Origin of the sequence: Enterococcus mundtii (assembly GCF_002947535.1) — a bacterium.
In the GTDB taxonomy this organism is placed as follows: Bacteria; Bacillota; Bacilli; order Lactobacillales; family Enterococcaceae; genus Enterococcus_B; species Enterococcus_B mundtii_B.
The window spans coordinates 58,534-85,532 of sequence record NZ_PUAP01000041.1; the positions used below are offsets into that span (position 1 = coordinate 58,534).

Here is a 26,999-nt window from a genome sequence, read left to right on the forward strand (position 1 = left end):
TTTTCAAAATCGCTCTTTTTAGTACCAACCGTTAGCTAACCAGAAAGCTTTTGCAGCATCCCAAGAGCCATAACGAGAGGCAACATATTGTTCTGCTACTCTTTCTTGATTGGTAGCAGAGTAGTCACCGTTCAAGTAAGAAGAGTCTAATTGATAACGGCCGATATAGCGTCCGTTTGTTGCTGTGTAAGAACCGCTAGATTCTTTTTGTGCGATCCATTCTTTGGCATCGCTTGTGCCAGTTGAAACAGCCACTTCAGTAGCAGGAGCTTGTTCCACAACTGGCGCTTGTTCTACTACAGGAGCTTGTTCAACTACAGGTGTTTCCACAACTGGAGCTGTTTGTTGTACAGGTTCTACAGGCGCTTGAGTAGCGACAGGAGCAGCTGCTTGCTCACCAGTAGGAATAGTTAGTTCTTGACCTGAAAAGATCAGGTGAATGTTTGAGATTGAGTTCGCTTCGGCAATTGTTTGGATCAAGGAGTTGTCACCAACGTATTTTTGAGAAATCGTTGATAAAGTATCACCTGATTGAACAGTGTAGGCTTCGTCTGCGTGTGCAGAAGTACCCATAAATAATGCAGCGCCGGCAGCCAAAGTTGTTCCAAAAAGAATTGTTTTAAGTGATTTCATGAAAGATCTCCTTCGTATTTTAAAAAGTTATTTGATTAGCTCTTTTCGCTAACGAGTAATACTTTACCATGGGATTATATTTCATAGGTGAAAGATACGTGACAGTTTGTGACAAATGCTCCTTTTTTGTAACAATGATATGTTTAAATAATGTGCGTTTTAATTAGAAAAACATCATAAAAGGATATTCATGCGTTTTTGACATTTGTTTTTTATTAGAAAAATGCAAAACAAAAAAGTAGAAAATAGACAAAATAAATTTTGATTAGTCGGGAAAAAAGTGAAATTTTTATAAAAATCGATCAAAATGATACAATAGAAGAAACAAGGAGATGGTATGGATGACAAATATGTATGAAAAAATAATGGTGGCAATTGATGGTTCAGAAAAAGCAGAGAAGGCATTTACCGAAGCATTAGAATTAGCTAGAGACAATCAATCAGAATTATTGATCGTTTCAATTATCAACAAAATCGAATTGACACACAGTGCGTATGCTTTCTCGAAAATCTATGCGGAAGAAAAGCAAAAAACAGAAGTAGAACTACTGAAGAGGATCAATGATGCAAAAGAATTTGGAATCGAAACGATCCATGCAATCGTGGAAACGGGTGATCCAAGAACCTTGATCGCCACAGTATTACCGAAACAGGAGTCGATTGATTTGATCGTGATGGGGGCGACTGGTAAAGGCTCGATCGAACAAGCTTTGGTAGGATCAACGGCTTCTTATGTAGTGACACATGCGCCTTGCAATGTGTTAGTTGTAAAATAGACTACGATTCTCGAAAAGCTGCGTTGTTTATTTTCAACGTGGCTTTTTGATCGTAAAGAGTTGTAGTGCTAACTATGGATGTTTATAGAGATAATAGATCCATAAAATCAATATCGTTAATGAGATGATCAACCCAAGTTCATGAGAGAGTAATTTGGGGGTCGATTCCCAATGGCGAAAGGAAAAGATCCTGTAGGAGAAATAAGCGACAGGAAGAAGAGTAACCAAGACGGAAAATTTACGTTTCGTCCATTTTGTGTAGTAGATTGCTAAAGTTGTCATAAGAAAAAAAGGAACATAAAAAACCAATTGTCCCACAGTGTCCATACAATATACGCCTCCAAGAAAAATGAAATACCTAATTAAAAATAACACTTTGTATGTACATGCACAAGGGGAGATGTCATAAAATTTCTTGATTTCAACAAAAAAGTTGTTTTTTTGATTCTGAACGTACTTATTGTTATAATTCTTTTAAAGAAAGGGTGTAATGTTTCATGGACCAAGTTGTTTTAGAAGTTGATCTACATTTAGAAAACGATATCCGTATTTGCTATTATATCGTAAGTAATAGTGTGGAACCGCGAGTTTTAATGAATAAAATCGACGGTATTTTATCAAAAACAGATTTCCATCAATTTAATGATGGGGAAGAGAGTTACTATAGTATTCCAGTGGAAAAGGTAATTTACACGAAAGTGAATGTGCGGAAAGATTTAGATACGAAAGAAATACATGCACCGATATTCACTGATTATTGAAATAAGCTGGAGGCAATCAAAGATGAATCCCTATGAACAAATGATCCAAGAGTTGATGGATGGAAAAATCCAAAAAATAGAGGTCAAACGTGAGGAAGTCATGGCTTTTCGCGAAGCATGGTTAAAAATTGAGAATCGCAAGTTTATTGTTGGAAAGGCCGAATTGAATGGCAATGTGACGTATCACTATGATCCGACAAGATTGTACTAAAAGCAGGTTTTGATAGAAGTGTGGCTTTTGTAAATTTCCATGATGTTTTAGAGTCGCCAGAACCTTAAAAAGATCCCCGACAATCGTTGATTGTCGGGGATCTTTTGTTTCTAAATGTGATATTCTGGCTCGAACTACCCTATGAAAAGAGGCTTTTTCATTTGAACAGATTTTTTAATTTATCCGTTATTCCTTGAAAATCGACACCTTGGAGAAATTCTTGGGCTTTTTCTTTGTAAGGACCTAGTTGTTCTTTATGCTCTTCGAAAAATGTTTTGGCTTCAGTGAAATTGCCACTTTGGACCAGATCTTTGATTTTCTGAAGTATTTCTTCTTTATTCATAATGAAACACATCCTTTCTTTCCTATTATAATAGCAAAAATCTATGAAATTTTGTAAAAATAACTTCTGTGCTAAAGTCTGATAAAAAACTCGATCTACAGACGGATGAATGTGATTTTTCTACAGGCTATACTCAAAGAGTAAAGAGGAGGTAGGAAAATGAAAGTAATCAAAGTATTAGTATGTTTCGTTGTATTCAGTGGCTTGGCGTTATTTGGCTTAAAGTTTTATACGCAAGGTGCTAGTGGAGAATTGCCAGCAGTTATTGACCAATTGAATCCCTTGGTCACAAAAGGAGAAGTGTATGTCAAAACAAAACAGCCAGATGAAGTCAATTCGTATGGTACAGCAAAATATATCCAAAAAGCAGTTGATGAAAATGGCAATGAGCGCGAGATAGAGTTTAACGGGTTATCTGTTTTAAAAGAAAACCGTTACTTAAAATTAACGAATAAGGGCGCACATGTTGAAACATATGAGGAAGTTGCGAAAGAAGAAGTACCTAAAGAAGCATTAGCTATAATTGGTTGATTTTATTTTTATTATGTAAACTAAATATTGGAATAAAAAAATAAGCCTAAGAATGATCGATTAATGACTTAATCTTTCGTTCTTAGGCTTATTTTAGTTTTTTGTCATACTCAGTTTCAATTGATCGATCCGCCGTTCGAGTTTTTTGATCAATCCAGTAGGCAAGCCGATGATTTCTGCGGATGCCAAGACAGAAGAAAGCAACTGATACTCAAGTGCTTCTGCATAGATTTTACGATAAATGGTAGCTAGACGTTCGATATACTCAAAATGAGTATAGCCAGTTTGAATGATCAAAAATTTCAACAAATCAATAGCTTTCTCGTAGTCTTGCTCAGAATAATAAGCCAATGCTTGTCGATAAAGTTTGATTTCCAGTAAATCGAGGGAAGCAGGGCTGTATCGGTTCGTCCATTCATTGACTGATACTTTTTTTTGGATATTACCAGCAGTATCACGGACGAAAATGATAGGAATTTCATTTGGATCAGCCTTTTTATGAATAAATCGTTCCACAGCATCTTGCTCCTTCCATGCGTTGTTAGCTTGAGTATAAGCTATTTTTCTAGGAATTACTAGTTCTTTTCTAAAGTAAGCATTTGGCCACCCATGGCAGTAAATACTTGTTCAAAGTCAGCGATCGGTACCGCACGATTTTTTATGCCATAAGGATCGTTTACATAGATCGACTGCTCATCAAATCCGGTCACGACACACGCATGGACTAATGGTGTGACTTGTACTTCACCGTTTGTAGTTGTCCAAGTCATGAAATCATTTTCTGTCGGCACTTGAAAATCGATCGTGACAGAAGCCCAAACAGGTTTTTCTTCTTTTAAAGCAGTTTTGATATCAGTTAAGTTTGCATCCGTTTGCGGTTCGGTATGATAATCGGTTTGCACGATTTCTTGAGCTAACGTAGCGATTGGCGGAACATAGACACCCATTGCCCAGTCACCACCCCAAATTTCACCAACGAACCCTTCATTTGGATCGCCATGAGTTCCATCAGCATTGAAAACGGGGACATAATTTAATTGTTCGGCTAATTGATTTTTGGTGGTTTCGTAGCCATAGAAGCGCAGCAACATCGACAAGGCAGTAACTTCACAGCCATTCTCTAGTGCAGGTTCATCGAATTGGTTCTCAAGAGGTACATCGAGAAGCACTTGTTTTTCTTCGGCTTTGATCGTTTGCTCTACGTTTTCATTCAACATCGCTTTTTGATCTTCTGTTTGTTTATGTGTAAAGTAAAAGACGCTTGAAAACAATACTAGTGCTGCACCACCTAGCAGTAATCGTTTTTTACTTTTTTGTTTTGACATGAAATACTCCCCCAGACTGTTTTCTATTATAAGTGATTTTCTAGAAAAAACTATATGAATCTGCACTAATGAACCTAAAAAAAGAAAAAATCAGTCCAAGAACCTACTTTTTTTACTTGTTTAGCTGTTAAGATTTGTGAAAACGAAAACAGTACGCTATAATGCGGATAGATCAAATAAGAGTTTGATCAAATCACCACTAACGAAACACACAGATAAAATGAAATGATTTTCTGTGGCAAACTGTTTGAGTAGTTTAGGAGGATTTTGATGACGGAAGAAATGATTAATTTAGGAGAACAATATTCATGTAGGCCCATTGGTTTTACCAAATCAGTTGTTGGAGAAGTTGTTTCAAAAATGACGAATTGTGCCGTAGTCAAAGTTGCCCAATGCGCTATAGAAGATCAAGAATTATTAGAAGAAAAAGCTAGCATGGTAGTAGCTAAATATGATACATTTGAATAAGAAGATATGGACATGCAACATCGAATGAAAATGTTGCAGGTCCTTTTAAGGTTATGAACGGAGCGTTTAGCACTAAGGTATAAGAAAGAAAAATCGAAAATGGCTGTTTCATTTTTGAGTTCTTTGGCTTATGACCGAAGTACTGCTCCTCGAATACCTTTTGTTCAGTTAAAGGGGACAAGATTTACCCCTTGGATTTTCTAGTTCTAAGAGTTGAAAATAAAGGTGTGGATCAATAAGATGGTTTCCTTTTTTACAATAGTTCTTTTTTTATTTGTCATCGTGATGTGTTTATTTCTTTGGCTTGTACGACGCGAGATCGTTTATAAAACGGTTCGGAATCGCTGGGTCTATTTAGTTGTTCCATTTATCGCTATTCTTGTTCTATGGTATACATTGGTCAGTCAACCAACCATTGATGAATTAGTGAAAGGGGTCTTAGCTTCACTTGCCTTATTGAGTTTCTTGCTGGATAGTCGAGGACTCACAACAGAAGGCTTAGTCCTGAATAGTTTTGATCGCCGTGGAGTGCCATATTCTGAAATCAATAAAATCGTTCTTTACCAACCAAAAGACTCGAAAGAAGTCAAAATGAACTTTTTCCGAAATGGTTGGCGTGGTCCATTATTGAAATTTTCTGTTTCACTTGAAGAATTGATTCCTTTTTTAGCGAAACACTTAAATGATGATACAGAACTTGACATCATGATCGAGCATGAGGACGAATGATCACTAAGATGAAAAAAATGCAGCTCCTTCTTTAAAAGAGGGGGCTGCATTTTTTTATTAGTGAATTAGCCAAAGACGCGGAAGCGATCAGCATCGTTCATATATTCTTTTTCGCCAGCTGGAGATTCAGGTGAACCAAAGACTAGTTGTGAACGTAATTTCCAGTTTGCTGGAATTGACCATTCTTTTGCAACAGCTTCATCGATCACTGGATTATAATGTTGTAGGTTTGCACCTAAACCTTCTTCGCTTAATGCTACCCAAGTATTGGCTGTAGCAATTCCGTTTGATTGTTCTGACCAATCAGGGAAGTTATCTGCATATAATGCAAACTGTTCTTGCAAGTTTTTGATCACGTCAGTGTCTTTGAAGAACAACACTGTTCCGTAACCTTTTTTGAAACTAGCTAATTTGTTTTGAGTATTTGGGAAAGCATCAGCAGGTGTCAATGGACGTAATGCTTCTTCTGTCATTTCCCATAATTTTTCATGTGCATCGCCAAATAAAATCACTGCGCGTGTTGATTGCGCATTGAAAGCAGTAGGGCTTTCTTTGATAGCTTCTTGGATCAATGTGGTTAATTCTTCATTTGATTGTGATACGTTACGGCCTAGATCATAGATCGAACGGCGGTTTTTCAAGATGTTTGTAAATTCAGTCATAAATCAGTTCTCCTTTAAATCGCTTTTCTGCGTTTTTTTTCTTGATGACAAAATGAAGTATAACATCTTACAAAAAGTAAGTAAAATGAAACGCTCAACAAAATTTAAAATAGATGAGTAAGCGACTCTCTTTAATAAACTATAGATATAAGAACGTTTACATCTCGAATATGCCGACGTTTAAGCTGTTTATCGTAAAACGGAATATATAATTATTAAAAATAACCTATGTTTTTTCTTATCATTTTCCCATTGAAATTTTGTTGTATTTATAGAAAATAAGTATATATTTCTTAAATAAATATTTTTACAAGGATTTTCGGTAAATATGTATATTATTTTCTGAAAATTAAAAGAATTGGGGTATGGGAATATGGAAAAACAAGACAAAGGATTCTTCGGTCAGCCGAAGGGATTGTCTACACTGTTCTTCACAGAGATGTGGGAACGGTTCAGTTATTATGGTATGCGTGCCTTACTGATCTATTATATGTACGATACTGTAGCAAATGGAGGCCTTGGTTTACCTCGTGCAACAGCCTTGTCGATCATGTCGATCTACGGTTCGTTGATTTATATGTCGAGTATCGTGGGCGGTTGGTTTTCAGATCGCGTATTAGGAGCGAAAAAAACCGTCTTTATTGGTGGGATCTTCATCATGATCGGTCACATTGTTTTGGCGTTGCCGTTTGGTGTCTCCACTTTATTTATCTCGATGGCATTGATCATCATCGGTACAGCTTTCTTAAAACCAAATGTTTCGGGAATGGTCGGGCATTTGTATACGAAAACCGATTTACGAAGAGATGCAGGATTTTCGATCTTTTATATGGGTGTCAATTTAGGCGCATTGCTCGCGCCGTTGATCGTCGGTACGATCGGTCAAGAGTATAACTACCATTTAGGTTTCTCATTAGCCGCTATCGGTATGTTCTTCGGATTGTTGCAATATGTGATCCAAGGACGTAAGACATTGGATGGAGTGGGTATGACACCTCCAAATCCTTTGACACAAGGAGAACGCAAAGGCTTCATCCGTAATGTTATGATCGCTTTGGTCGTATTTGCTATTATTTTTGGTGGAGCACAACTAACTGGACATTTAACGATCGATTTCTTTGTTAATACGATCAGTGTCTTAGGAATCGTTCTACCATTATATTACTTTATTAAAATGTTGACTTCAAAAGATGTGTCGGTGGAAGAAAAACCACGAGTATGGGCATATATCCCGTTGTTTTTAGCAGCAATCATCTTTTGGTCATTGCAAGAACAAGGGTCATCGATCCTTGCGTTATTTGCGAGTGAACGAACACAATCGACCTTGATGGGTGTTCCGATCCAAGCGAGTTGGTATCAATCATTGAACCCGATCTTCATCTTTATTTTGACACCTGTGTTCGTTACTTTATGGACTCGTTTAGGCAAACGTCAACCATCAACTGTCGTGAAATTCTCTCTAGGGTTGTTATTTGCCGGATTGTCTTACCTATTACTGATGTTGCCAGGAATGTTATATGGAACAGCTGGAAAAGTCAGCCCACTTTGGCTGATCGGTAGCTTCTTCATCATCGTGATCGCTGAACTTTGTTTATCACCTGTCGGTCTTTCTGTGACGACGAAATTGGCGCCTAGAGCCTTTGAATCGCAAACGATTGCGATCTGGTTTTTAGCCGATGCTTCTTCGCAAGCCATCAATGCACAAATCGCTCGTTTTTACACACCTGGTACCGAATCAGCGTACTTTGGGATCATTGGTGTCGTAGCAATCGTTGGTGCAGTGATTTTATTTGCAATCAAAGAACCAATCAAAAAATTAATGGGCTCGATCCACTGATTGGATCAGCGTCATTTGTCGGAGAGGACAGTCGTCCATCTCCGGCTTTTTTATTTTCCAAAATTCAAACGATAATAGAACAAATGTTCAATTATCTTTGTTATAATGAAGAGGTATATCAACCAGGAAAAGGAGGCAATAAGGTGTCGTTACAATTTATCTTAGGGAATGGTCAAAAAGACCACCGCAAAGCACTGATCGATGAAGCCGCCGCTTGGCTTGAAAAAGACGAAGACAATCAAGTATTTTTCCTTGTACCTAACTATAATAAATTTGAACAAGAGCAAGAATTACTCGCTGAGATGCGCAAAAAAAGCGGAAAAAGCTCATTTAGCACAACGAATATGCAAGTATTCAGTTTCTATCGTTTGGCTTGGTACTTATTACAACAAACCACGTTGCTGACAGGTAGTGAATTGACCGAATCTGGTTCAGCAATGATCCTCCGCCAAATCCTAGAAAAAAAACAAGAAGAATTGACGATATTTCGAGGAGAAATCCGTAAAAAAGGGTTTATCCGTCAACTACAAGAGCTATATAGCGAACTGCAAGTCGGAAAAATTTCGCCTGTTGATTTGCTCACTTCTGTGACAGGAGAGTCGCCAAAAGAAGAAGACCGACAATTGAAAATGAAGGATCTACAACTGATCTTCTCGGCATTCGAAGAGGAATTAGTCCAACGTGCGCTACAATCGGAAGACGCATTGACTATACTAGCAAATTATATGGCGACACAGGATTATCACAAGATCAAGTTTTTAGTGAGTGGTTTTGCCCGGATCAATGCTCAAGAATACCAGTTGCTGCAAAAAATGATGGAAAAAGGGCATCTTGTGGTGGATTTGCTATTGGATCGCCCATACAAATCCGATCTACCAGATCCGTTGACCTTGTTTTTCAATACAGGGAAGGTCTATTTCCAACTACTTAACGCAGCAAGAGAATTGAATGTTCCTGTCTCTGTCGATCATTATGCACCGAATCGGGAATACCCAAAAGAACTTCAAACCTTACAACAAATGTGGGAAGAGACCTCTAGCCATCAGAAAAGTCAGTCTGTTGAACTTGGCGCGCAAGAGACATTACATCTGTGGGAGGCGGAGAATCCAACGGAAGAAGTTCGGCAATTAGCGGTGGAGATCCGACGTTTGGTCAGTCAAGAAGGCTTTCGGTATCGAGATATCCAAGTGTTGACGAAGGATATGACGCTTTATGGAAATCTACTGCGTCCGATTTTTCAAGAGATGGCGATCCCTTTTTATCTAGATGAAGAGCAACTGATGGAAAATCATCCATTGATTGAGTGGATCAACAGCTTATTTGCATTGGATCGTTACCAATACCGCTTAAACGATATCATGCGTTTCTTCAAGACGGAGTTGACGATCGGTGCCCCAGCGGAAGAACTGGATCTTGAGACTTGGGAAGTTACTAGAAATCAATTCCGTACGAATTTAGATATTACAGAAAATGTAGCGTTAGCTTACAACTATCAAGGCAATTATTGGCTCCGTGAGAAAGATTGGCAATTTGTTGCCTATGATTTTGAAGCAGAACAGCTAGAAGACGTCAAACAACTGGAAGAGCAATCAAATACGATCCGGAGACTTTTTCGTGACATGGTGCCGGTATTTTTGAAGAACATAAAAAAATGCCAAACAGGTCAAGAAGCCGTCACTTTGTTTTATCGCTTCTTGATCGAAAGCGGCGTGCAACAACAATTGCTTTTCTGGCGAGACCAAGAAGTGGCACGTGGTGGGTTAGCTGCGGCTAGAAATCATGAACAAACGTGGGGCGCGTTGATGGATCTTTTGGATGAGTATTCATTGATCTACGGAGAAACAGCATTCGACTGGTCATTATTCCAAGAGATCATCACGAGTGGGCTAGAAAATCTTAGCTATGGGAAAATCCCTACGGCAATCGACCAGGTGAGGATCAACCGCTTGGAACTTGTGCGACCTAATCAAGCAAAAGTAACATTTGCGGTCGGTTTGAATGACCAAGTGTTTCCAGATCGTCATGAAACCAAAGGCTTATTATCGAGCGAAGAACGTGAAGCGTTGAATCAAGGTTTAGGTGAGGATCAATTTTTATTCGATCCAGCAAAAGAAAGTATGTCTTTCGAACCTTTCCAAGCGTATTTAGTCTTTGCTTCGGGAACGGAACGCTTGTACTTGAGTTATGCGCAAAGCTATGATACCAATCGTTTGAAAATGTCTCCGTACTTGAAACGAGTCGTTGACTATCTAGGTGTTCCAGTTGAACCAAAATGTCAGTTGCAGTTGACGAGTGAACCAGATTGTTACGTGGGCACTTACCGCAGCGGGATCAATACGATCAATCGGGTCTATCGTTTAGCAAAAGAAGCCAAACAAGCAGTACCCCTTTATTGGCAACAATTGAAAGAGTTAGTTCTACGCTCTGACCAACGAAATTTTGCATTGACGATCTTTGAAAGTCAAGATCATCTGAATATACCAGTTTCCTTATCAGAAGAGATGGCAGAAGCCCTCTATGGCAAAGAAATCTACACGTCGATCTCACGCATGGAAAACTTTTATAACTGTGAGTATAAATACTTTGTCCAGTTTGGCTTGAAGCTGAAAGAACGTAATATTTATGGGCTGACACCTGCTGCTACTGGCGACTTTTATCATGAATCATTGGATCGCTTCTTCAAATTGTTATTCTCGAATCAACTGTCACTTGTGGCGATGTCGGAGAAAGAGCGACAAGAATTTACCGAAAAAGTCTTACAAGAAGTATTTGGTGAATTACGCTTTGAGATTTTAGATAGCTCTGCACGGATGAACTATATCCGTTACCAATTAGGGCAAACGATCCAAAAAGTGGCATGGGCGTTACAAAAACAAAGTAAGAATACTGGCATGAAGCCATTGCAAACAGAGATTCTATTCGGACAGATCGCTGGTGCACGAGGGATTCCAGGATTGGAAATACCTTTAGACAAGGGCGGGAAACTCCACGTTCGTGGAAAAATCGATCGCATCGATGTAGCAACTGAACAAAGTGATACGTGGCTGAGTGTGGTCGACTATAAATCAAGTGGTCGTTCTTTTGATGTGACTGAGGCTTACTATGGTATGGCGATGCAACTATTGACATATCTTGATGTGGCATTGATGGATGCTGTGCGATTGACTGGGAAAGCCGCAGTCAAACCAGCAGGCTCTTATTACTTACATGTGCATAATCCAGTTTTGACAGATACGACAGATGTCGAGAAAAATACGTTGAAGAAATTCAGCTATGATGGTGTTTTTGTCGATGATCCTGGTCTGTTAGAAGTGCTCGATCATTCATTGGAAGCAAAAGAAAGTTCATTGATCTATCCAGTGAAGAAAAATGCCAAAGACGAATTACAAAAGGGCAGTTATAGTAAAGAGAAATTCTATACAGAAGAAGAACTTCAATTATTTATGAACCATAATCGTGAGAATATGCGTTTAGCTGGTGAAGCGATCACCTCAGGGGAGATCAAACTGAATCCAGCTTACAAAGATAAACAACGGATTGCTTGTGAGCATTGTCCGTTCAGAAGTATTTGTACGTTTGACGTCATGCTTAAAGAAAATAATTATCATCGTTTAGAAAAATTGGATAAAGATGAGGCATTGCGCAGAATACTAAAAAGGAGTGAAGACGAGTGACATCAATTCCTTTAAAACCGGAAAATGAACGTTTTACCGATGAACAATGGCAAGCCATTTTTGACCAAGGCGACAACCTGCTTGTTTCGGCCTCCGCCGGCTCAGGTAAGACGACTGTGTTAGTCCGCCGTGTGATCGAAAAGTTGAAAATGGGTGTCAATATCGACGAGTTGCTGATCGTGACATTTACAGAAGCAGCAGCAAGAGAAATGAAAGAGCGGATTCAAGTAGCCTTACAAGAAGCGGTCAATAGTGAAAGTGATCCGGTCTGGCAAAAACATTTTACGAAACAGCTTGTTTTACTGCCTACCGCAAATATCTCGACACTCCATGCGTTTTGTTTAACGGTGATCCGTAAATATTACTATTTGATCGATATCGATCCAGTCTTTCGGATGTTGACGGATGAAACGGAAACGATCTTGATGAAAGAAGATGTCTGGGATGAGATCAGAGAACAACTCTATGCAGAAAATCGCGAAGGTTTTTTTCAGCTGACGATGAACTTTTCAAATGATCGTTCAGATGACGGTTTAACTAACCTCGTATTTTCTCTCTATGATTTTGCCCGAGCAAATCCTGATCCGTTGGCTTGGTTGGATCGCTTACCAGAAGCGTATCGCTTAGAAGATGGATTAGCAGCTTCTGCATTGTATCAAGAACAGATCCGGCCGCTTGTTTTAGCTGATCTACTTCATTGTACGCAGTTATACGAAGAAATGGTCGTTTTAGCACAAGAAGAAGGACTTGAAAAGATGTTTGAACAAGTCTCACAAGAACAAGCAAGCATCCAACAAATCTATGAACGTTTTCTTGGTGATGAGTTAGACGAAGCTTACCAAGCTTTAGAAAATCTGACGTTTTCGACCTTCAAAAGCAGTCGTAAAGCAGAGTTGAAAGAACGTTCGGCTGAAGTCAAAAACTTGCGAGACCGTGCCAAAAAAATCTTACAACAAATCGGCAAAAGCTACTTTCCAGTTTCGCCTGCACAAATCGAAGAGTTGAGTCAAAAAGCGTTACCCCTCGTTGAACAAATGACCGAAGTCACTAAGCTTTTCATGGAAGGCTTCAGTGCGCGCAAACGTGAAAAAGGCGTGCTAGATTTCAATGACCTGGAACACTTGGCGTTACAAATATTGACGAAACAGACTGAGGAAGAGTGGTTACCAAGCGAAGCATCAGATTATTATCGCAGAAAGTTCAAAGAAGTCATGGTCGACGAGTACCAAGACGTCAATCAATTGCAAGAAGAATTGCTCTATTGGGTCAGAGAGCCAGATGAGGAGAGAGGCAATCTCTTTATGGTGGGAGATGTCAAACAGTCGATCTACTCCTTTCGTCTAGCAGATCCAACTCTATTTATCAATAAATATGAGAAATTCTCGGAAGAAAAAGGGGGACGACGAATCGTCTTAGCTGAGAATTTCCGTTCAAGGCAGGAAGTCTTAGCGTTTACCAACTTGATTTTTGAACAGTTGATGGACCCAACAGTCGGACAAATCGCCTATGATGAAGCGGCTCGGCTGGTTCTTGGTTTTTCTGGGTTTCCAGAAAATGAACGATTTGCACCAGAAGTCTTGATCTATGAAAAGGAACAAGAAACGACAGAAATCGAGTTGCCGATGGACGATATGTTGGAAGACAAAACAGAAGGTGAACTCTTGATGACTGGTTTGAAGATCCGTGAATTGATCGATTCAAAATTCATGATCTACGACAAAAAAAGTCAAGAAGAGCGCCCGATCGAATACAAAGATATCGTGTTATTGACACCAACGAAGAAAAACAATTTGACGATTTTAGAAGTGTTCAAAACGTTCGATATTCCGTTGGAACTCAATGACGCGCAGAATTATTTCCAAGCGACAGAAATCAGGATCATGATTTCATTGCTCCAATTGATCGACAACCCTTATCAGGATATCCCCTTAGCTTCAGTGTTACGTTCACCAGTCGTTGGCTTGATCGAACCCGAGTTAGCACGTATCCGATTAGCAGATAAGGTGCATACTTACTATGATGCAGTCTTAGCTTATCAAAATAATAACCAAGATGAATTAGCGGCTAAGTTGCTTCATTTCAATGAGCAACTGCAACAATGGCGAGAGTTAGCCCGGCGTTCTTCGATCACGGACTTATTATGGGAGATCTATTACCAAACAGGGTATTTAGAATATGTCGTTGGGTTGCCAGCTGGTGCGCAACGTCAAGCGAATCTTTATGCGTTAGTGGATCGTGCCAAAGCTTATGAGCAAAGCTCGTTTCGCGGTCTCTATCAGTTTGTACGATTTATTGAGAAAATGCAGGAGAAAGACAAAGACTTGGCAGAACCAGTGATTGCTTCTAGTGACAATGCCGTTCGCGTCATGACCATCCATGCAAGTAAAGGATTAGAGTTTCCTATCGTTTTCTTATTAGATATGACGAAGCAATTCAATCTACAAGACTTGAAAAACCGTTATGCCTTCGAAGAAAAACTAGGTGCGGGCGTGCGCTACATGGAGCCAGACACGCGGGTCTTGTTTGACACATTGCCTTATCAAGCCATCAAATTAGCGAAACAAAAAAAATTGCTCTCAGAAGAAATGCGTAAATTATACGTTGGATTGACTCGGGCGGAGCAAAAACTGTTTATTGTTGGTTCGTACAAAAGCAAAGAAGACACGTTCAAAGCCTGGTCAGAAGCAAGTGAGCAAACGGATGTAGTGTTAGACCCTGTGATTCGCCTGAAAAGTTCAAGTAGCTTGATGAATTGGATCGGTTACAGCTTGATCCGTCATCCTAAAATGACCGAATATTTCCCAGAAGCCATGCCTTTGCCACAACTGAAACATTCACCGGGAGATTTTACGATCACCTGGATGGATCAACAAGCGATTTTAACACAACGCCAAGCATTGACAGTCAAAGAAGAGCAAGCAGAGGAACAAAAAGGAGATCAAACACCATTAACGGCTGAACTACAAGCTCGTTTAGCCTTCACTTATCCTTATGAAGCCTCTTCGCAAACAGCAAGTTATCAATCGGTTTCTGAGATCAAACGGCTGTTTGAAGATCCAGACGATTCCCCAGAGGCACGTTTGACTTGGGAAAGCAGTGATAAAAAAGCCTTTGCCCAGCCTTTCAGGTATACGCAAGACCAATTAGCTGAACCACGTTTTGTACAAAAAGAGCGCAAAGTTTCTGCCGCAGCTGTTGGGACAGCGACACATTTTCTATTACAAGTCTTACCATTGGAACAGTTGACGAAAGAAAGCATCGAAAAAGAACTGACAACCCTCGTCAAAAAACGTTTAGTCGATGAGCAAGTAGCAAAACGTGTGCCAGTTGATTCGATCTTATGGTTTTATGAATCTACCCTTGGTCGATCATTGATCGAACATCCAGAAAAAGTAAAACGCGAACAACCATTTTCAATGCTTCTACAAGCAGAAAGGGTATTCGATCACTATCCAAATGAAGAAGATGAATTATTAGTCCATGGGATCGTCGATGGTTATCTTGATTTTGGTGAGTATGCACAGCTTTATGATTTCAAAACTGATTTTATTCTACATCCTGAAAATCCAGAGGAGATTGCTAAAGTCATCAATAAATACCGCGGGCAATTGAACTTATACCAGCGTGCGTTGAGTGAAGCATTGGCTAAACCCGTTCAAGATGTCTTTTTAGTTTTGCTACAAGCGAAGAAAATAATAAATCTTAATAAAGAATAAGAATTGAGCAAACTGGACTTACACTTTGTAAGTAATATGCTATACTCATGAAAAGAGGTGAGTAAAATGGAGCTAACACAGACAGAATTCATTCTGTGCCCCAAATTTGAAAAAACATTCTCGATTCTAGGGAAAAAATGGAATGGGTTGATTATCGATGTATTACTCGAAAATGGTCCGCAACGCTTTGTTGATCTCTCTGCAAAAATCCCGATGGTCAGTGATCGTGTCTTGGTCGAACGATTAAAAGAGCTTGAGAAAGAAAAGATCGTTACCCGCAATTTTTCGTGTAATGAATCCAGTCGTTCAGAATACATGCTGACGGAAAAAGGGGCAGATCTACAAAAAGCGATGGTCCAGTTACAGCTTTGGAGTGAGAAATGGGTCACACCCGAAGAATGCAGTTGATTTTGCATCAAAAATCTTGTACACTAGTTTTTAGTTGAATAGATAAAAAAGAATGTTGACGAAAAAGAGTAGTTTGGCTAAACCAGTATAGGGAGATCTGTCATGGACTGAAAGCAGATCCTGTGTTTGAAAAATGAAGTTCACTTTCCGAGTTCGTCTGAGATAGTTCAGACCGGCAGTATGTCTGTCGTTATTAAAATGAGTGTACGATCTCATTGGGATCGTAAATTAGGATGGTAACGCGAAGACCTCGTTCCTTGATAGGAATGAGGTCTTTTTTGTAGTTGAATTTAAAGGAGGAAATGTCATGTCTTTACAAGCGCAACTCGAAAGCTTGAAAGAAGCAACGATCGTCAAGATCAAGCAGGCGCAGGATTTGAAAGAACTAAATCAGATCCGTGTCGAAACATTAGGGAAAAAAGGACCGATCACTGAGGTCTTACGTGGAATGAAAGATCTAAGTGCCGAAGAGCGACCTAAAGTAGGAAGCTTTGCCAATGAGATCCGTGATCTATTGACACAAGAAATCGAAGAAAGAAAAGCAGTATTGGAAACCGCTGCAATGAATGAAGCATTAGAAAAAGAAACCATCGATGTAACGCTACCAGGTAGCTCAGTCAAGCAAGGTACACGCCATATCTTGACGCAGATCATGGAAGAAATCGAAGATATTTTTGTCGGCATGGGGTATCAAATCGTTGAAGGATATGAAGTCGAGTCAGACCATTACAACTTTGAACGAATGAATTTACCAAAAGATCATCCAGCGCGTGATATGCAAGATACTTTCTATATCTCAGAAGAGATCTTGATCCGTACCCATACGTCACCTGTCCAAGCACGTACCATGGAAAAACATGACTTTTCAAAAGGTGCGCTACGCATGATCTCACCAGGGAAAGTTTTCCGACGTGATACTGATGATGCAACACACAGCCATCAATTCCATCAAATCGAAGGATTGGTGATCGACAAGAACGTGACAATGGGTGATCTGAAAGGAACGCTTGAAGTCGTGATGAAGAAAATGTTTGGTGAAGATCGTCAAATCCGTTTACGTCCAAGCTATTTCCCATTCACAGAACCATCTGTTGAAGTCGATGTCAGCTGTTTCAAATGCGGTGGTTCAGGCTGTAACGTCTGCAAACACACAGGTTGGATCGAGATCTTAGGCGCTGGTATGGTTCATCCAAATGTCTTGGAAATGTCAGGGATCGATCCTGAAGAATACTCCGGATTTGCTTTTGGACTTGGCCCAGATCGTGTCGCAATGTTACGTTACGGGGTCAACGATATTCGTAATTTCTATCAAAATGACTTGCGCTTCTTAAGTCAGTTCAAGGGGGAGTAAAAGAATGTTAGTATCATATAAATGGCTGAATCAATACGTTGATTTATCAAATGTGACACCGCAAGAACTTGCAGACAAAATGTCAGTCACAGGAATCGAAGTCGAAGGTGTGACTGTACCTGAAGAAGGGTTGAAAAAAATCGTTGTTGGAGAAGTGAAAGAATGTATTCCACATCCTGATTCGGATCATCTATCGATTTGTCAAGTCGACATCGGTGAAGAGGAATTATCACAAATCGTTTGTGGCGCACCGAACGTCAAAGCAGGAATCAAAGTCATCGTGGCTTTACCAAATTCACGGATTGCGGGCAATGTCAAAATCAAAAAAGGCAAGATGCGCGGACAAGTTTCGAATGGGATGATCTGTGCTTTGCAAGAAATCGGTTATTCTGACAGTGTCGTACCGAAAGAATATTCAGAAGGCATCTATTATTTGCCACAAGAAGCGGTCAATGGGGAACCAGTCTTTTCTTATCTAGATATGGACGATGCCATCATCGAATTATCGATCACACCTAACCGTGCCGATGCGTTATCAATGAGAGGTGTGGCGTACGAAGTTGGCGCGATCTACCGCCAAACACCGACATTCAATGATGAAAAGTTAGTAGAAGTTGAACGTAAAGCTTCAGAGAAAATTGCGGTAAAAGTAGAAGACGAAGAATTAGTACCAGCATACCAAATCCGTATCATTGAAAACGTCAAGATCCAACCGAGTCCACAATGGCTACAAAATATCTTGATGAATGAAGGAATCCGACCAATCAATAACGTCGTCGATATCACAAACTATATCTTATTATTGTTCGGTCAACCGTTACATGCATTTGACTATGATAAGTTAGGTTCAGAAGAAATCGTGGTGCGTCATGCAGCAGAAGAAGAGAACATCGTGACGTTAGATGGCGAAACGCGTACATTGACTTCAGAAGACTTGGTCATCACGAATGGACAAGTGCCAGTGGCTTTAGCTGGGGTAATGGGAGGTCTAGACTCAGAGATCACGGAAACAACGACAACCGTTGCGTTAGAATCCGCTCTATTCGACCCAATCTCAATTCGCCGCACAGCAAAACGTTTCAATTTACGTAGTGAATCATCTGCGCGCTTTGAAAAAGGCATCAATAAAGGAACCGTCGGCGAAGCAAGTGATGTTGCCGCGGCGATGATCGTTGCTTTAGCAGGAGGAGACGTGTTACAAGGAGCGGTCAAAGGTTCTGAGTATCAAGCGAAAGAAGTCGAAGTACAGATCACATTGAACCGCATCAACCATTACCTTGGCACAACCTTAAGTGTCGCTGAAGTAAGTGAGATCTTTGAAGCATTAGGATTCGGCTATCAAGTCGATGGAGAAACTTATACTGTCGTTGTGCCTCCAAGACGTTGGGATATCCAGATCGAAGCAGACATCATCGAAGAAGTGGCACGTATTTATGGGTATGATCGTTTGCCTTCAACGTTACCAAGCGGCGAAACAGTTGCAGGTAGTTTGACACAAGAACAAGCGACAACACGGAAGATCCGTACATTACTTGAAGGCAGTGGTCTAACTGAAGCCATTAGTTATGCATTGACAACGGAAGATAAATCTCGTCAATTCGCTTTGAAAGAAACAGCCATCACTCGCTTGGATTGGCCGATGAGTGAAGACCGTTCTGTCTTACGTATGAACTTGATCAGTGGTCTTTTGGATAACGTCCAATACAATACAGCACGTAAAAATGCAGATATCGCATTTTATGAAGTGGGTCGCGTCTTCTATCAAGAAAACGATCCATTGACTCATCTACCACAAGAAGTCACTCACGTAGCTCTTGCGGTGTCTGGCACATGGGAAGAAAAGAGTTGGCAAAGTAAGCCTCAAGCGGTTGATTTCTTTACAGTAAAAGGCATATTAGAGAATGTATTCGAACAACTTTCCATCAATGAGGAAATCACTTATCAAGCGTTGACAACGATCGATGAACTTCATCCAGGTCGTACAGCAGCCATTTATTTAGGTGAAACAATGATCGGGTTTGTTGGTCAAGTACATCCTATGACTGCTAAAGCTTATGATATTCCAGAAACGTATGTGGCAGAGTTTGATTTAGCGACAGTCGTAGAAGCATCGCAAAAAGGCATCACTTTCCGACCAGTCACAAAATTCCCAAGTGTGACGCGTGACATTGCCATGTTAGTAGCTGAACAAGTGACGAATCAAGAAATCGTTCGCACGATCCAATCAGCAGCTGGTCGATTCTTGACGAATGTGGAACTATTCGATGTCTATCAAGGAGCAAATATTGAATCAGGGCATAAATCAGTTGCCTATACGTTAAGCTTTGAAAATCCTGAAGCAACGTTGACGGATGAAGAAATCAACCAAGCGATGAGTAAGGTTGAAAAGGCGTTGACAGAAACAGTCGATGCAAGTATTCGTTAACCTTTAACAATAGAAGAAAAAAACTGGAACAAAAAACCATTCAATGATTTTTTGTTCCAGTTTTATTTGTGTGATTACTTATTGAAATAATTGATGCCCATTGCCGCTTTCACTTCAGAAAGTGTGGCTGCCGCAACTTTAGCGGCTTCTTCACTACCATGACGTAAGATATCGATCACGGCTTGTGGGTCTTTCGCCAACTCTTCACGACGTGCGCGGATCGGTGCAAACTCTGCTTCTAATACGTCGATCAAGTAACGCTTGATTTTCACGTCACCTAGTCCACCACGACGATAGTGGGCTTTCATCTCTTCGATTGCTTCTTTGTCTGTACCAAAAACATCTAAGTAAGTAAAGACCATATTGCCTTCGACTTGTCCTGGATCTTGGACATGGATGTGATTTGGATCAGTATACATACTCATGACTTTTTTCTGTAAAACATCCGCAGGGTCAGAAATGTAGATGCCATTTCCTAATGATTTACTCATTTTTCCGTTCCCATCGATCCCAGGTAAACGACCCATTCCTTTAGGAGGGAAGACGCCTTTCGGCTCAACTAGCACATCACCGTAGGTATGATTGAAGCTTTGGACGATCTCTTGCGTTTGTTCCAACATTGGTTTTTGGTCTTCACCAACTGGGACTAGATTCGCTTTGAACGCAGTGATGTCAGCAGCTTGTGAGACAGGGTAGATAAAGAAGCCTGTTGGGACACTTTCGCCAAATTTCTTTTGCTCGATCTCCGTTTTAACAGTCGGGTTACGACGCACACGACCAACACTCACTAAGTTTAAGTAATACATTGTCAACTCAGCTAATTCAGGGATTTGCGACTGGATAAACAATGTTGATTTGGCAGGATCTAAACCGACCGATAAGTAATCTAAAGCAACTTCTAATACATTGGAAGACACTTTTTCAGGGTCTTTCGCATTGTCAGTCAAGGCTTGCATATCTGCGATCATTACGAACAACTGATTGTTCTCATCCGCTTGCATTTCTACACGTTTTTTCAAAGACCCGACATAATGGCCTAAGTGTAGTTTGCCAGTAGGACGGTCTCCTGTTAAAATAATATTTTTCAAAAAAGAACACCTCTTTGTAATTTCTAAGACTAATACTTAATATCTTACCGTTTTTTTGCAGAATTAACAACAGGATAAACCGAAAATCATTGAAAAAATCAGTTAGGAAATCGTTATTTATACAAATGGTAAAAGAAAACGAGTAAAGGAATTTTCTTGGAAACTTTACAAGTTGCTTCGCTTTCGGATATAATGTGTTCTATTATATATCTTTAAATGAAATCTTACTAAATAATAATGGGAGTGTAATGTTATGACAATGATTAAATTTGATAGCGTGGAAAAGTATTACGGCAAATTCCATGCGTTGAAAAACATCAATCTTGAGTTTGAAAAAGGGGAAGTTGTCGTTGTCATTGGTCCATCAGGATCAGGGAAAAGTACGATGCTTCGCTGTATCAACGGCTTGGAAACAATCACTTCAGGAAAACTTTTGATCAATGATGTCGATATTCGCGATAAGAATACAAAATTGACGGAAATCAGAAAAAATGTCGGAATGGTCTTTCAACATTTTAATCTTTACCCCAATAAAACAGTTTTAGAAAACATCACATTGGCACCAATCAAAGTATTAAAACAAGATGAGGCAACTGCTGTAAAAAATGCGGAAAAGTTCTTAAAGACAGTCAACATGCTAGATAAAAAAGATTCCTATCCTTCCATGTTATCTGGTGGACAACAACAGCGTGTAGCGATTGCTCGCGGCTTAGCGATGAATCCCGAAATGCTGTTATTTGACGAGCCAACATCTGCCTTGGACCCAGAGATGATCGGCGATGTATTGGACGTAATGAAAAAATTGGCAAGAGATGGCATGTCAATGATCGTGGTCACCCACGAAATGGGCTTTGCGAAAGAAGTGGCAGATCGTGTCATTTTTATGGCGGATGGACAAGTATTAGAAGATAGTCGCGATGTACGCAATTTCTTCGATGATCCAAAAGAAGAACGTGCAAAACAATTTATCAGTAAAGTAATCAATCATTGATAGGAGGAACGATATGCGTAAGACAACATTCACTCGTTTATTATTTCTTTTTGGGCTAGTATTTCTAGTATTAAGCGGCTGTAAAGGTAGCAGTTTGGCAGAAAAAGATATTTTGACTCGTAGCAAAGAAACGAACGAGATCATTTGGGGTGTCAAATACGATACACGATTGTTTGGGATGATGGATATCGAAAGCCGCACAGTTCAAGGGTTTGATATCGATATCGCCAAAGCGATCACGAAAAAGATTTTAGGAGAGGACGGAAAAGCAGAGTTTGTCGAAGTTACTTCTAAAACAAGAATCCCTTTATTAAAAAATGGGAATATCGATGCGATCATTGCAACGATGACGATTACCGAAGAACGTAAAAAGCAAGTCGATTTCTCCTCTGTTTATTTTGACGCCGGACAATCATTGCTCGTTGAAAAGGGTAGTCCTATCAAAAGCGTAGAGGATCTAAACGCTGAAACGACTGTTTTAGCGGTAAAAGGTTCGACTTCAGCTGCCAACATCAGAGAACATGCACCTGATGCACGAATCTTAGAGTTAGAGAACTACGCAGAAGCATTTACCGCCTTACAATCGGGGCAAGGTGATGCCATGACGACAGACAATGCGATCTTACTCGGAATGGCAGCGGAAAACCCTAGCTATGAATTAGCAGGAGGAACATTTACCGAAGAGCCTTATGGTATTGCAATCAACAAAGGACAAGAAAATTTCTTGGATGCAGTCAACCAAGCATTAGCAGAAATGGTTGAAGACGGCACCTACGATAAGATTTATGAAAAATGGTTCCCAGATACGACTCAGGGAAAAATTGATTAAGGAGGGAATACAATGAGTGATTTGATACAAACTTATGGGCCAGCCTTCCTTGATGGATTCAAAGTAACGATCCTATCAAGTGTCTTGGCACTTTTATTCAGTTTGATCATCGGAACGTTGATGGCGATTTTTCAATTGTCACACAATAAATGGATTCGTGGCTTTGCGAAAGCCTATGTTGAATTTTTTAGGAATATCCCGTTATTGATCATCGTGATGTTCTTCTATGTCGTATTGCCACTTTATTGGATCAGCTTTGACGGTTTTCAAGCAGGAACGATCGGGTTGACGATCTATACTTCCGCATTTATTGCAGAAACCGTTCGTTCGGGCATCCAAACTGTGCCAAAAGGCCAAATGGAAGCTGGTCTTTCATCAGGATTTACTTACTCAGAGACGATGCGTTACATCGTATTGCCACAGGCATTTAAAATCGTTATCCCACCGTTAGGCAATCAATTTATCAATTTGGTCAAAAATTCATCGATTTTAGCAATTGTCGCTGGTTTGGATATCATGTATCAAGGAGATTTGATCGCCAGTGAAACCTTCAACACGTTTGACACCTATATCATCGTCGGTTTATTTTACTTGATCATTACCTTACCATTGTCTTATTTGATGGTTTATCTTGAGAAAAAATGGGCAGTTCGTTCATAGAAAGGAGAATCGCAATGGATTTTAGTGGTGCATTTTCATGGATGAATATTCGCTTTTTACTGGAAGGACTAAAAGTAACGATCGAAGTTTCGCTGTTCTCCATCATTTTTAGTTTTCTGATCGGTGGGCTGACAGGTGTTCTTCGTTTTGCGAGTATTCCTTATTTATCAAAAATAGTAGGTTTGATTATCGACATCATTCGTAATCTGCCATTATTGCTTATCATCTTTTTCACTTATTTTGCTTTACCGCAAATCGGTATCCAAATGAACATCTTTTGGTCAGCAGTTGCAGCATTGACGATTTTTGAATCTGCCATGTTATCAGAGATTTTCCGTGCGGGTTTGAATGCTGTGCCGAAAGGTCAGATGGAAGCAGGGCTTTCCACCGGATTAAGCTATGTGGAAACGATGCGTACGATCATCATGCCGCAAGCATTCAAGTCAATGATCCCTGCCATCGTCAGTCAGTTGATCTCGTTGATCAAAGACACTTCTTTAGCGGTGATCATCTCGTTACCAGAGTTGACTCACCAAGCGCGGATCATTTACGGCCAAAATACTAATTATGTCTTACCGATGTTCGTTATGATGACTTTTATGTATTTTGTCGTATGTTACGCACTTTCTTTACTTTCTTCTTATCTAGAAAGAAGAAAATACAGTTATTAGTAAAAAAGCGAAGCTTAAATGGTTCGTTAAGAAGGAATCCACGAAATTTGCTCTTCAAATTTTTGTGGATTCCTTCTTACGTTATCCAAAAATTCCATCGAACCACGAGTAGGATCGTCATGTTGGAAAAGAGCAGGAAAGCAGATTGTAGGACTTGATAAATCACGTCAAAAAGTCCACAATATAGAAGGTAGAATTTTTTGAAAAAAGGATGATTCGATTGACAGATAAACGTCCGATCGGTTTTATTGATTCAGGAGTTGGCGGTCTTACGGTCGTCAAAGAAGCATTGAAGCAATTGCCGAATGAAAACATATTATACGTTGGTGATACGGCGCGCTGTCCCTACGGACCAAGACCAGCAGAGCAAGTGATCGCTTATACATGGGAAATGACGAATTATTTAGTTGAAAAAGGCATAAAGATGCTTGTGATCGCCTGCAATACGGCAACTGCGGTCGCATTAGAAGAAATCAAAGCAACCCTCTCGATCCCAGTGATCGGTGTGATTTTGCCAGGAACGAGAGCGGCAGTCAAACAAACAAAAAATCAGCGAGTTGGCGTGATCGGAACGATCGGTACCGTCAAAAGCGCAGCTTATGAGACAGCCTTATTGGATAAGGCACCTGAACTGACAGTAACCAGTTTAGCCTGTCCAAAATTTGTTTCAGTTGTAGAAAGCAAAGAATACCGCTCATCAGTCGCCAAAAAAATCGTGGCTCAGACCTTGGCTCCTTTAGAGTTAAAAGGGATCGATACCTTGATTTTAGGGTGTACCCATTATCCGCTCCTTCGCCCGATCATACAGAATGTCATGGGGGATAAAGTCATGCTGATCGACTCAGGAGCAGAAACGATCGGTGAAGTTTCGATGCTGCTTGACTATTTTGAAATCAGTAATTCTCCACAAAATGGCCGAACGCTTTGTCGTTTTTATACGACAGGGTCAGCTAAAATGTTCCATGAGATTGCCCGAGATTGGTTAGGATTAAAAGAACTGATCGTTGAATCGATTGATTTAGGAGGAAAAGAGCAATGATGCGTCATGACGGAAGAAATGTCCAAGATTTACGTAAAATCACGATTGAAACAAATGTGTTGAAACATCCAGAAGGTTCAGTTTTGATCAGCTTTGGCGATACGAAAGTGATCTGCGCTGCAACGATCGAAGATTCAGTGCCTCCTTTTTTAAAAGGAAGTGGTAAGGGATGGGTGACAGCAGAATACAGTATGTTGCCCCGCGCTACGAATACGAGAAATCGTCGTGAAAGCAGCAAAGGCAAGTTAAGTGGACGGACGATGGAGATCCAACGTTTGATCGGTCGTTCGTTACGTGCGGTCGTCGATCTCGAAAAACTTGGTGAACGCAGTATCATCGTTGATTGCGACGTGATCCAAGCAGACGGTGGCACCCGAACAGCAAGTATTACCGGCGCATTTGTGGCTTTAAGATTAGCAATCGAAAAATTACTACAGGCAAAGGTGTTAGCGAATGATCCAATCAAAGAACATTTGGCTGCCATCAGTGTAGGGATTTTAGCTGATGGCACGTGCGTGACTGATTTGGATTATCACGAAGACGTTGCAGCAGAAGTCGATATGAACTTAGTGATGACGGAATCGGGCAGGTTCGTGGAGATCCAAGGGACAGGTGAAGAAGCCACCTTTGATGGCGAACAATTGAATGAAATGCTTGTTTATGGCAAAACAGCGATCGAATCACTGATTTTTGAACAAAAAAATGTTTTGTTGAGCGAATGGTCAGACACCACTCATGAACCGACAGAAAAAACGATCGTGATTGCTACTCGAAACGCAGGAAAAGCAGAAGAATTCCGTTCCTTATTTGCGAAGGAAGGCTATACAGTCAAAACACTGTTCGATTATCCTGAGATACCTGATGTCGAAGAAACAGGTACAACATTCGAAGAAAACGCCCGTTTAAAAGCAGAAACGATTGCACAAGTATTGAATCAGCCAGTATTGGCGGATGACTCTGGCTTGAAAGTCGATGCGCTTGGTGGCAGACCAGGAGTTTATTCTGCTCGTTTTGCTGGCGAACACAAGAGTGATGCGGCAAATAACGCAAAACTGCTTTTTGAATTAACCGATGTACCCGATGAAGAACGCACAGCACAATTCCATTGTACGTTGGTTTTCGCTGAACCAAATAAAGAAAGCCTAGTAGTGGAAGCAGAGTGGCCTGGACGAATCGGTCGGATACCTAAAGGTGAAAATGGCTTTGGCTATGACCCTCTATTCATTCCAGACGGTTACGCTCAAACAGCGGCAGAAATCTCAAGTGAAGAAAAAAATAACCACAGTCACCGAGGCTTGGCCATGGCAAAACTGAGCCAAGTTTGGCAGGCATGGTTGGAAGGAGTGGAGTAGATGCGCTATTTAGTCGTTAGTGACAATCATGGGGATCGAGCAATCATAGAAGAATTACTCACCCAATACCAAAATCAAGTCGATTATTTCTTTCATTGCGGCGATTCAGAACTTGACGTAACAGATGAAGTATGGGAAACCTATCTCGGTGTACAAGGCAATTGTGATTTCGGCACAGACTTTGAGACAAAACGAGTGGTAGATACTGGGCTTGATCGCGTATATATGACGCACGGCCATTTATCGAATGTCCGCTTTGGCTTGACTCAGTTAGCCCTTGAAGCAAAAGAACAACAAGCAACTATCGCTCTTTTTGGTCATACGCATCAACTAGGCTGTGAATTTGAACAAGGCATTTTGTTCTTGAATCCAGGAAGTATTTCTCAACCTCGGGGAATGATCCAAATCCCAGCTTACGCAATTATTGAGAGTACTAAAGAGACCCTTGCTGTCCAATACTATAATCGATCACATAAAAAAATCGATAACATGGCATTTGAATATAAACGCTGACAAACA

Annotated in this window: 26 protein-coding genes; 19 read left to right on the forward strand and 7 right to left on the reverse strand. The window is 40.3% G+C overall.

The features are described 5' to 3' along the window. Positions 1-18: 18 nt before the first annotated feature. The gene (locus CUS89_RS13180) at positions 19-633 is read right to left on the reverse strand and encodes a LysM peptidoglycan-binding domain-containing protein (protein ID WP_104872459.1); all 615 of its coding nucleotides are present in this window, start codon (positions 631-633) and stop codon (positions 19-21) included. A gap of 341 nt (positions 634-974) precedes the next feature. On the opposite strand from CUS89_RS13180, the gene CUS89_RS13185 reads away from it, so the two are divergent. After that, a complete protein-coding gene (locus CUS89_RS13185) occupies positions 975-1,409 on the forward strand; it encodes a universal stress protein (RefSeq protein WP_104872460.1) in 435 nt (144 codons plus the stop codon). A gap of 72 nt (positions 1,410-1,481) precedes the next feature. Here the strand turns inward: CUS89_RS13185 and CUS89_RS13190 are convergent, their stop codons facing one another. Then, positions 1,482-1,736: a glucose uptake protein gene (locus CUS89_RS13190; RefSeq protein WP_104872461.1), complete on the reverse strand. Its 255-nt coding sequence runs from the start codon at positions 1,734-1,736 to the stop codon at positions 1,482-1,484. A gap of 170 nt (positions 1,737-1,906) precedes the next feature. On the opposite strand from CUS89_RS13190, the gene CUS89_RS13195 reads away from it, so the two are divergent. Continuing rightward, positions 1,907-2,170 carry a hypothetical protein gene (locus CUS89_RS13195; RefSeq protein WP_071867831.1) on the forward strand — a complete coding sequence of 88 codons (264 nt, stop codon included), beginning with the start codon at positions 1,907-1,909 and terminating at the stop codon, positions 2,168-2,170. 22 nt (positions 2,171-2,192) lie between these two features. Beyond that, complete coding sequence (locus tag CUS89_RS13200; protein WP_065095892.1) at positions 2,193-2,381, forward strand: hypothetical protein; 189 nt, start codon at positions 2,193-2,195, stop codon at positions 2,379-2,381. 157 nt (positions 2,382-2,538) lie between these two features. Here the strand turns inward: CUS89_RS13200 and CUS89_RS13205 are convergent, their stop codons facing one another. Continuing rightward, complete coding sequence (locus CUS89_RS13205) at positions 2,539-2,724, reverse strand: hypothetical protein (RefSeq protein ID WP_104872462.1); 186 nt, start codon at positions 2,722-2,724, stop codon at positions 2,539-2,541. Between the two features lie 159 nt (positions 2,725-2,883). Between CUS89_RS13205 and CUS89_RS13210 the strand changes: the two genes are divergently transcribed. Beyond that, complete coding sequence (locus tag CUS89_RS13210) at positions 2,884-3,255, forward strand: YxeA family protein (RefSeq protein ID WP_104872463.1); 372 nt, start codon at positions 2,884-2,886, stop codon at positions 3,253-3,255. Positions 3,256-3,348: 93 nt separating this feature from the next. Here the strand turns inward: CUS89_RS13210 and CUS89_RS13215 are convergent, their stop codons facing one another. Both CUS89_RS13215 and CUS89_RS13220 read right to left on the reverse strand, forming a co-directional pair. Continuing rightward, positions 3,349-3,771, reverse strand: a complete 423-nt coding sequence (locus CUS89_RS13215; RefSeq protein ID WP_104872464.1) for a hypothetical protein — start codon at positions 3,769-3,771, stop codon at positions 3,349-3,351. A gap of 59 nt (positions 3,772-3,830) precedes the next feature. After that, positions 3,831-4,580, reverse strand: coding sequence for a C39 family peptidase (locus CUS89_RS13220; RefSeq protein WP_104872465.1), 750 nt, complete (start codon positions 4,578-4,580; stop codon positions 3,831-3,833). A gap of 270 nt (positions 4,581-4,850) precedes the next feature. On the opposite strand from CUS89_RS13220, the gene CUS89_RS13225 reads away from it, so the two are divergent. Together CUS89_RS13225 and CUS89_RS13230 are read left to right on the forward strand one after the other, a co-directional pair. Then, entirely contained in the window at positions 4,851-5,048 is a 198-nt protein-coding gene (locus CUS89_RS13225) for a hypothetical protein (protein WP_010735604.1), read from the forward strand. A gap of 240 nt (positions 5,049-5,288) precedes the next feature. Beyond that, positions 5,289-5,777: a hypothetical protein gene (locus tag CUS89_RS13230; RefSeq protein ID WP_104872466.1), complete on the forward strand. Its 489-nt coding sequence runs from the start codon at positions 5,289-5,291 to the stop codon at positions 5,775-5,777. 65 nt (positions 5,778-5,842) lie between these two features. On the opposite strand, the gene CUS89_RS13235 is transcribed toward CUS89_RS13230, so the two are convergent. Further along, positions 5,843-6,439 (reverse strand): nitroreductase family protein, encoded by a 597-nt coding sequence (locus tag CUS89_RS13235; RefSeq protein WP_104872467.1) that lies wholly within the window; start codon positions 6,437-6,439, stop codon positions 5,843-5,845. A 373-nt stretch (positions 6,440-6,812) separates the two neighbouring features. Here CUS89_RS13235 and CUS89_RS13240 point away from each other — a divergent pair, with 373 nt between their 5' ends. The 6 genes from CUS89_RS13240 (at position 6,813) to pheT (ending at position 19,850) form a co-directional block, all read left to right on the forward strand. After that, positions 6,813-8,276 carry a peptide MFS transporter gene (locus CUS89_RS13240; protein WP_104872468.1) on the forward strand — a complete coding sequence of 488 codons (1,464 nt, stop codon included), beginning with the start codon at positions 6,813-6,815 and terminating at the stop codon, positions 8,274-8,276. 143 nt (positions 8,277-8,419) lie between these two features. Then, the gene (locus CUS89_RS13245; RefSeq protein WP_104872469.1) at positions 8,420-11,950 is read left to right on the forward strand and encodes a PD-(D/E)XK nuclease family protein; all 3,531 of its coding nucleotides are present in this window, start codon (positions 8,420-8,422) and stop codon (positions 11,948-11,950) included. After that, positions 11,947-15,666 (forward strand): helicase-exonuclease AddAB subunit AddA, encoded by a 3,720-nt coding sequence (gene addA / locus CUS89_RS13250; protein ID WP_104872470.1) that lies wholly within the window; start codon positions 11,947-11,949, stop codon positions 15,664-15,666. The genes CUS89_RS13245 and addA overlap by 4 nt, the downstream gene beginning before the upstream one ends. Positions 15,667-15,732: 66 nt before the next feature. Further along, on the forward strand, positions 15,733-16,074 hold the full coding sequence (locus CUS89_RS13255; RefSeq protein WP_019724054.1) for a winged helix-turn-helix transcriptional regulator: 342 nt from the start codon (positions 15,733-15,735) through the stop codon (positions 16,072-16,074). Positions 16,075-16,381: 307 nt separating this feature from the next. Continuing rightward, positions 16,382-17,425: a phenylalanine--tRNA ligase subunit alpha gene (gene pheS / locus CUS89_RS13260; RefSeq protein ID WP_104872471.1), complete on the forward strand. Its 1,044-nt coding sequence runs from the start codon at positions 16,382-16,384 to the stop codon at positions 17,423-17,425. A gap of 4 nt (positions 17,426-17,429) precedes the next feature. Next, on the forward strand, positions 17,430-19,850 hold the full coding sequence (pheT, locus tag CUS89_RS13265) for a phenylalanine--tRNA ligase subunit beta (RefSeq protein WP_104872472.1): 2,421 nt from the start codon (positions 17,430-17,432) through the stop codon (positions 19,848-19,850). Positions 19,851-19,924: 74 nt separating this feature from the next. On the opposite strand, the gene trpS is transcribed toward pheT, so the two are convergent. Then, on the reverse strand, positions 19,925-20,938 hold the full coding sequence (trpS, locus tag CUS89_RS13270; protein WP_104872473.1) for a tryptophan--tRNA ligase: 1,014 nt from the start codon (positions 20,936-20,938) through the stop codon (positions 19,925-19,927). Positions 20,939-21,191: 253 nt separating this feature from the next. Here trpS and CUS89_RS13275 point away from each other — a divergent pair, with 253 nt between their 5' ends. From CUS89_RS13275 to CUS89_RS13305, 7 genes are all read left to right on the forward strand, one after another. Further along, complete coding sequence (locus tag CUS89_RS13275; protein ID WP_010735594.1) at positions 21,192-21,929, forward strand: amino acid ABC transporter ATP-binding protein; 738 nt, start codon at positions 21,192-21,194, stop codon at positions 21,927-21,929. Positions 21,930-21,942: 13 nt separating this feature from the next. Then, positions 21,943-22,758 carry a transporter substrate-binding domain-containing protein gene (locus CUS89_RS13280; protein ID WP_019724510.1) on the forward strand — a complete coding sequence of 272 codons (816 nt, stop codon included), beginning with the start codon at positions 21,943-21,945 and terminating at the stop codon, positions 22,756-22,758. Between the two features lie 12 nt (positions 22,759-22,770). After that, positions 22,771-23,418, forward strand: coding sequence for an amino acid ABC transporter permease (locus CUS89_RS13285; protein WP_104872474.1), 648 nt, complete (start codon positions 22,771-22,773; stop codon positions 23,416-23,418). Positions 23,419-23,432: 14 nt separating this feature from the next. Further along, a complete protein-coding gene (locus tag CUS89_RS13290) occupies positions 23,433-24,089 on the forward strand; it encodes an amino acid ABC transporter permease (RefSeq protein ID WP_071867818.1) in 657 nt (218 codons plus the stop codon). A gap of 211 nt (positions 24,090-24,300) precedes the next feature. Beyond that, positions 24,301-25,128 (forward strand): glutamate racemase, encoded by an 828-nt coding sequence (racE, locus tag CUS89_RS13295; protein WP_104872475.1) that lies wholly within the window; start codon positions 24,301-24,303, stop codon positions 25,126-25,128. Beyond that, the gene (gene rph, locus CUS89_RS13300) at positions 25,128-26,480 is read left to right on the forward strand and encodes a ribonuclease PH (protein WP_104872517.1); all 1,353 of its coding nucleotides are present in this window, start codon (positions 25,128-25,130) and stop codon (positions 26,478-26,480) included. The genes racE and rph overlap by 1 nt, the downstream gene beginning before the upstream one ends. Beyond that, a complete protein-coding gene (locus CUS89_RS13305; protein ID WP_104872476.1) occupies positions 26,481-26,993 on the forward strand; it encodes a metallophosphoesterase in 513 nt (170 codons plus the stop codon). Positions 26,994-26,999: the final 6 nt, after the last annotated feature.

Coding starts and splice junctions, on each gene's coding strand:
- CUS89_RS13180 (WP_104872459.1), bottom strand. CDS start 633: ATGAAATCACTTAAAACAATTCTTTTTGGAACAACTTTGGCTGCCGGC.
- CUS89_RS13185 (WP_104872460.1), top strand. CDS start 975: ATGACAAATATGTATGAAAAAATAATGGTGGCAATTGATGGTTCAGAA.
- CUS89_RS13190 (WP_104872461.1), bottom strand. CDS start 1,736: ATGGACACTGTGGGACAATTGGTTTTTTATGTTCCTTTTTTTCTTATG.
- CUS89_RS13195 (WP_071867831.1), top strand. CDS start 1,907: ATGGACCAAGTTGTTTTAGAAGTTGATCTACATTTAGAAAACGATATC.
- CUS89_RS13200 (WP_065095892.1), top strand. CDS start 2,193: ATGAATCCCTATGAACAAATGATCCAAGAGTTGATGGATGGAAAAATC.
- CUS89_RS13205 (WP_104872462.1), bottom strand. CDS start 2,724: ATGAATAAAGAAGAAATACTTCAGAAAATCAAAGATCTGGTCCAAAGT.
- CUS89_RS13210 (WP_104872463.1), top strand. CDS start 2,884: ATGAAAGTAATCAAAGTATTAGTATGTTTCGTTGTATTCAGTGGCTTG.
- CUS89_RS13220 (WP_104872465.1), bottom strand. CDS start 4,580: ATGTCAAAACAAAAAAGTAAAAAACGATTACTGCTAGGTGGTGCAGCA.
- CUS89_RS13225 (WP_010735604.1), top strand. CDS start 4,851: ATGACGGAAGAAATGATTAATTTAGGAGAACAATATTCATGTAGGCCC.
- CUS89_RS13230 (WP_104872466.1), top strand. CDS start 5,289: ATGGTTTCCTTTTTTACAATAGTTCTTTTTTTATTTGTCATCGTGATG.
- CUS89_RS13235 (WP_104872467.1), bottom strand. CDS start 6,439: ATGACTGAATTTACAAACATCTTGAAAAACCGCCGTTCGATCTATGAT.
- CUS89_RS13240 (WP_104872468.1), top strand. CDS start 6,813: ATGGAAAAACAAGACAAAGGATTCTTCGGTCAGCCGAAGGGATTGTCT.
- CUS89_RS13255 (WP_019724054.1), top strand. CDS start 15,733: ATGGAGCTAACACAGACAGAATTCATTCTGTGCCCCAAATTTGAAAAA.
- pheS (WP_104872471.1), top strand. CDS start 16,382: ATGTCTTTACAAGCGCAACTCGAAAGCTTGAAAGAAGCAACGATCGTC.
- pheT (WP_104872472.1), top strand. CDS start 17,430: ATGTTAGTATCATATAAATGGCTGAATCAATACGTTGATTTATCAAAT.
- CUS89_RS13275 (WP_010735594.1), top strand. CDS start 21,192: ATGACAATGATTAAATTTGATAGCGTGGAAAAGTATTACGGCAAATTC.
- CUS89_RS13280 (WP_019724510.1), top strand. CDS start 21,943: ATGCGTAAGACAACATTCACTCGTTTATTATTTCTTTTTGGGCTAGTA.
- CUS89_RS13285 (WP_104872474.1), top strand. CDS start 22,771: ATGAGTGATTTGATACAAACTTATGGGCCAGCCTTCCTTGATGGATTC.
- CUS89_RS13290 (WP_071867818.1), top strand. CDS start 23,433: ATGGATTTTAGTGGTGCATTTTCATGGATGAATATTCGCTTTTTACTG.
- racE (WP_104872475.1), top strand. CDS start 24,301: ATGATTCGATTGACAGATAAACGTCCGATCGGTTTTATTGATTCAGGA.
- rph (WP_104872517.1), top strand. CDS start 25,128: ATGCGTCATGACGGAAGAAATGTCCAAGATTTACGTAAAATCACGATT.
- CUS89_RS13305 (WP_104872476.1), top strand. CDS start 26,481: ATGCGCTATTTAGTCGTTAGTGACAATCATGGGGATCGAGCAATCATA.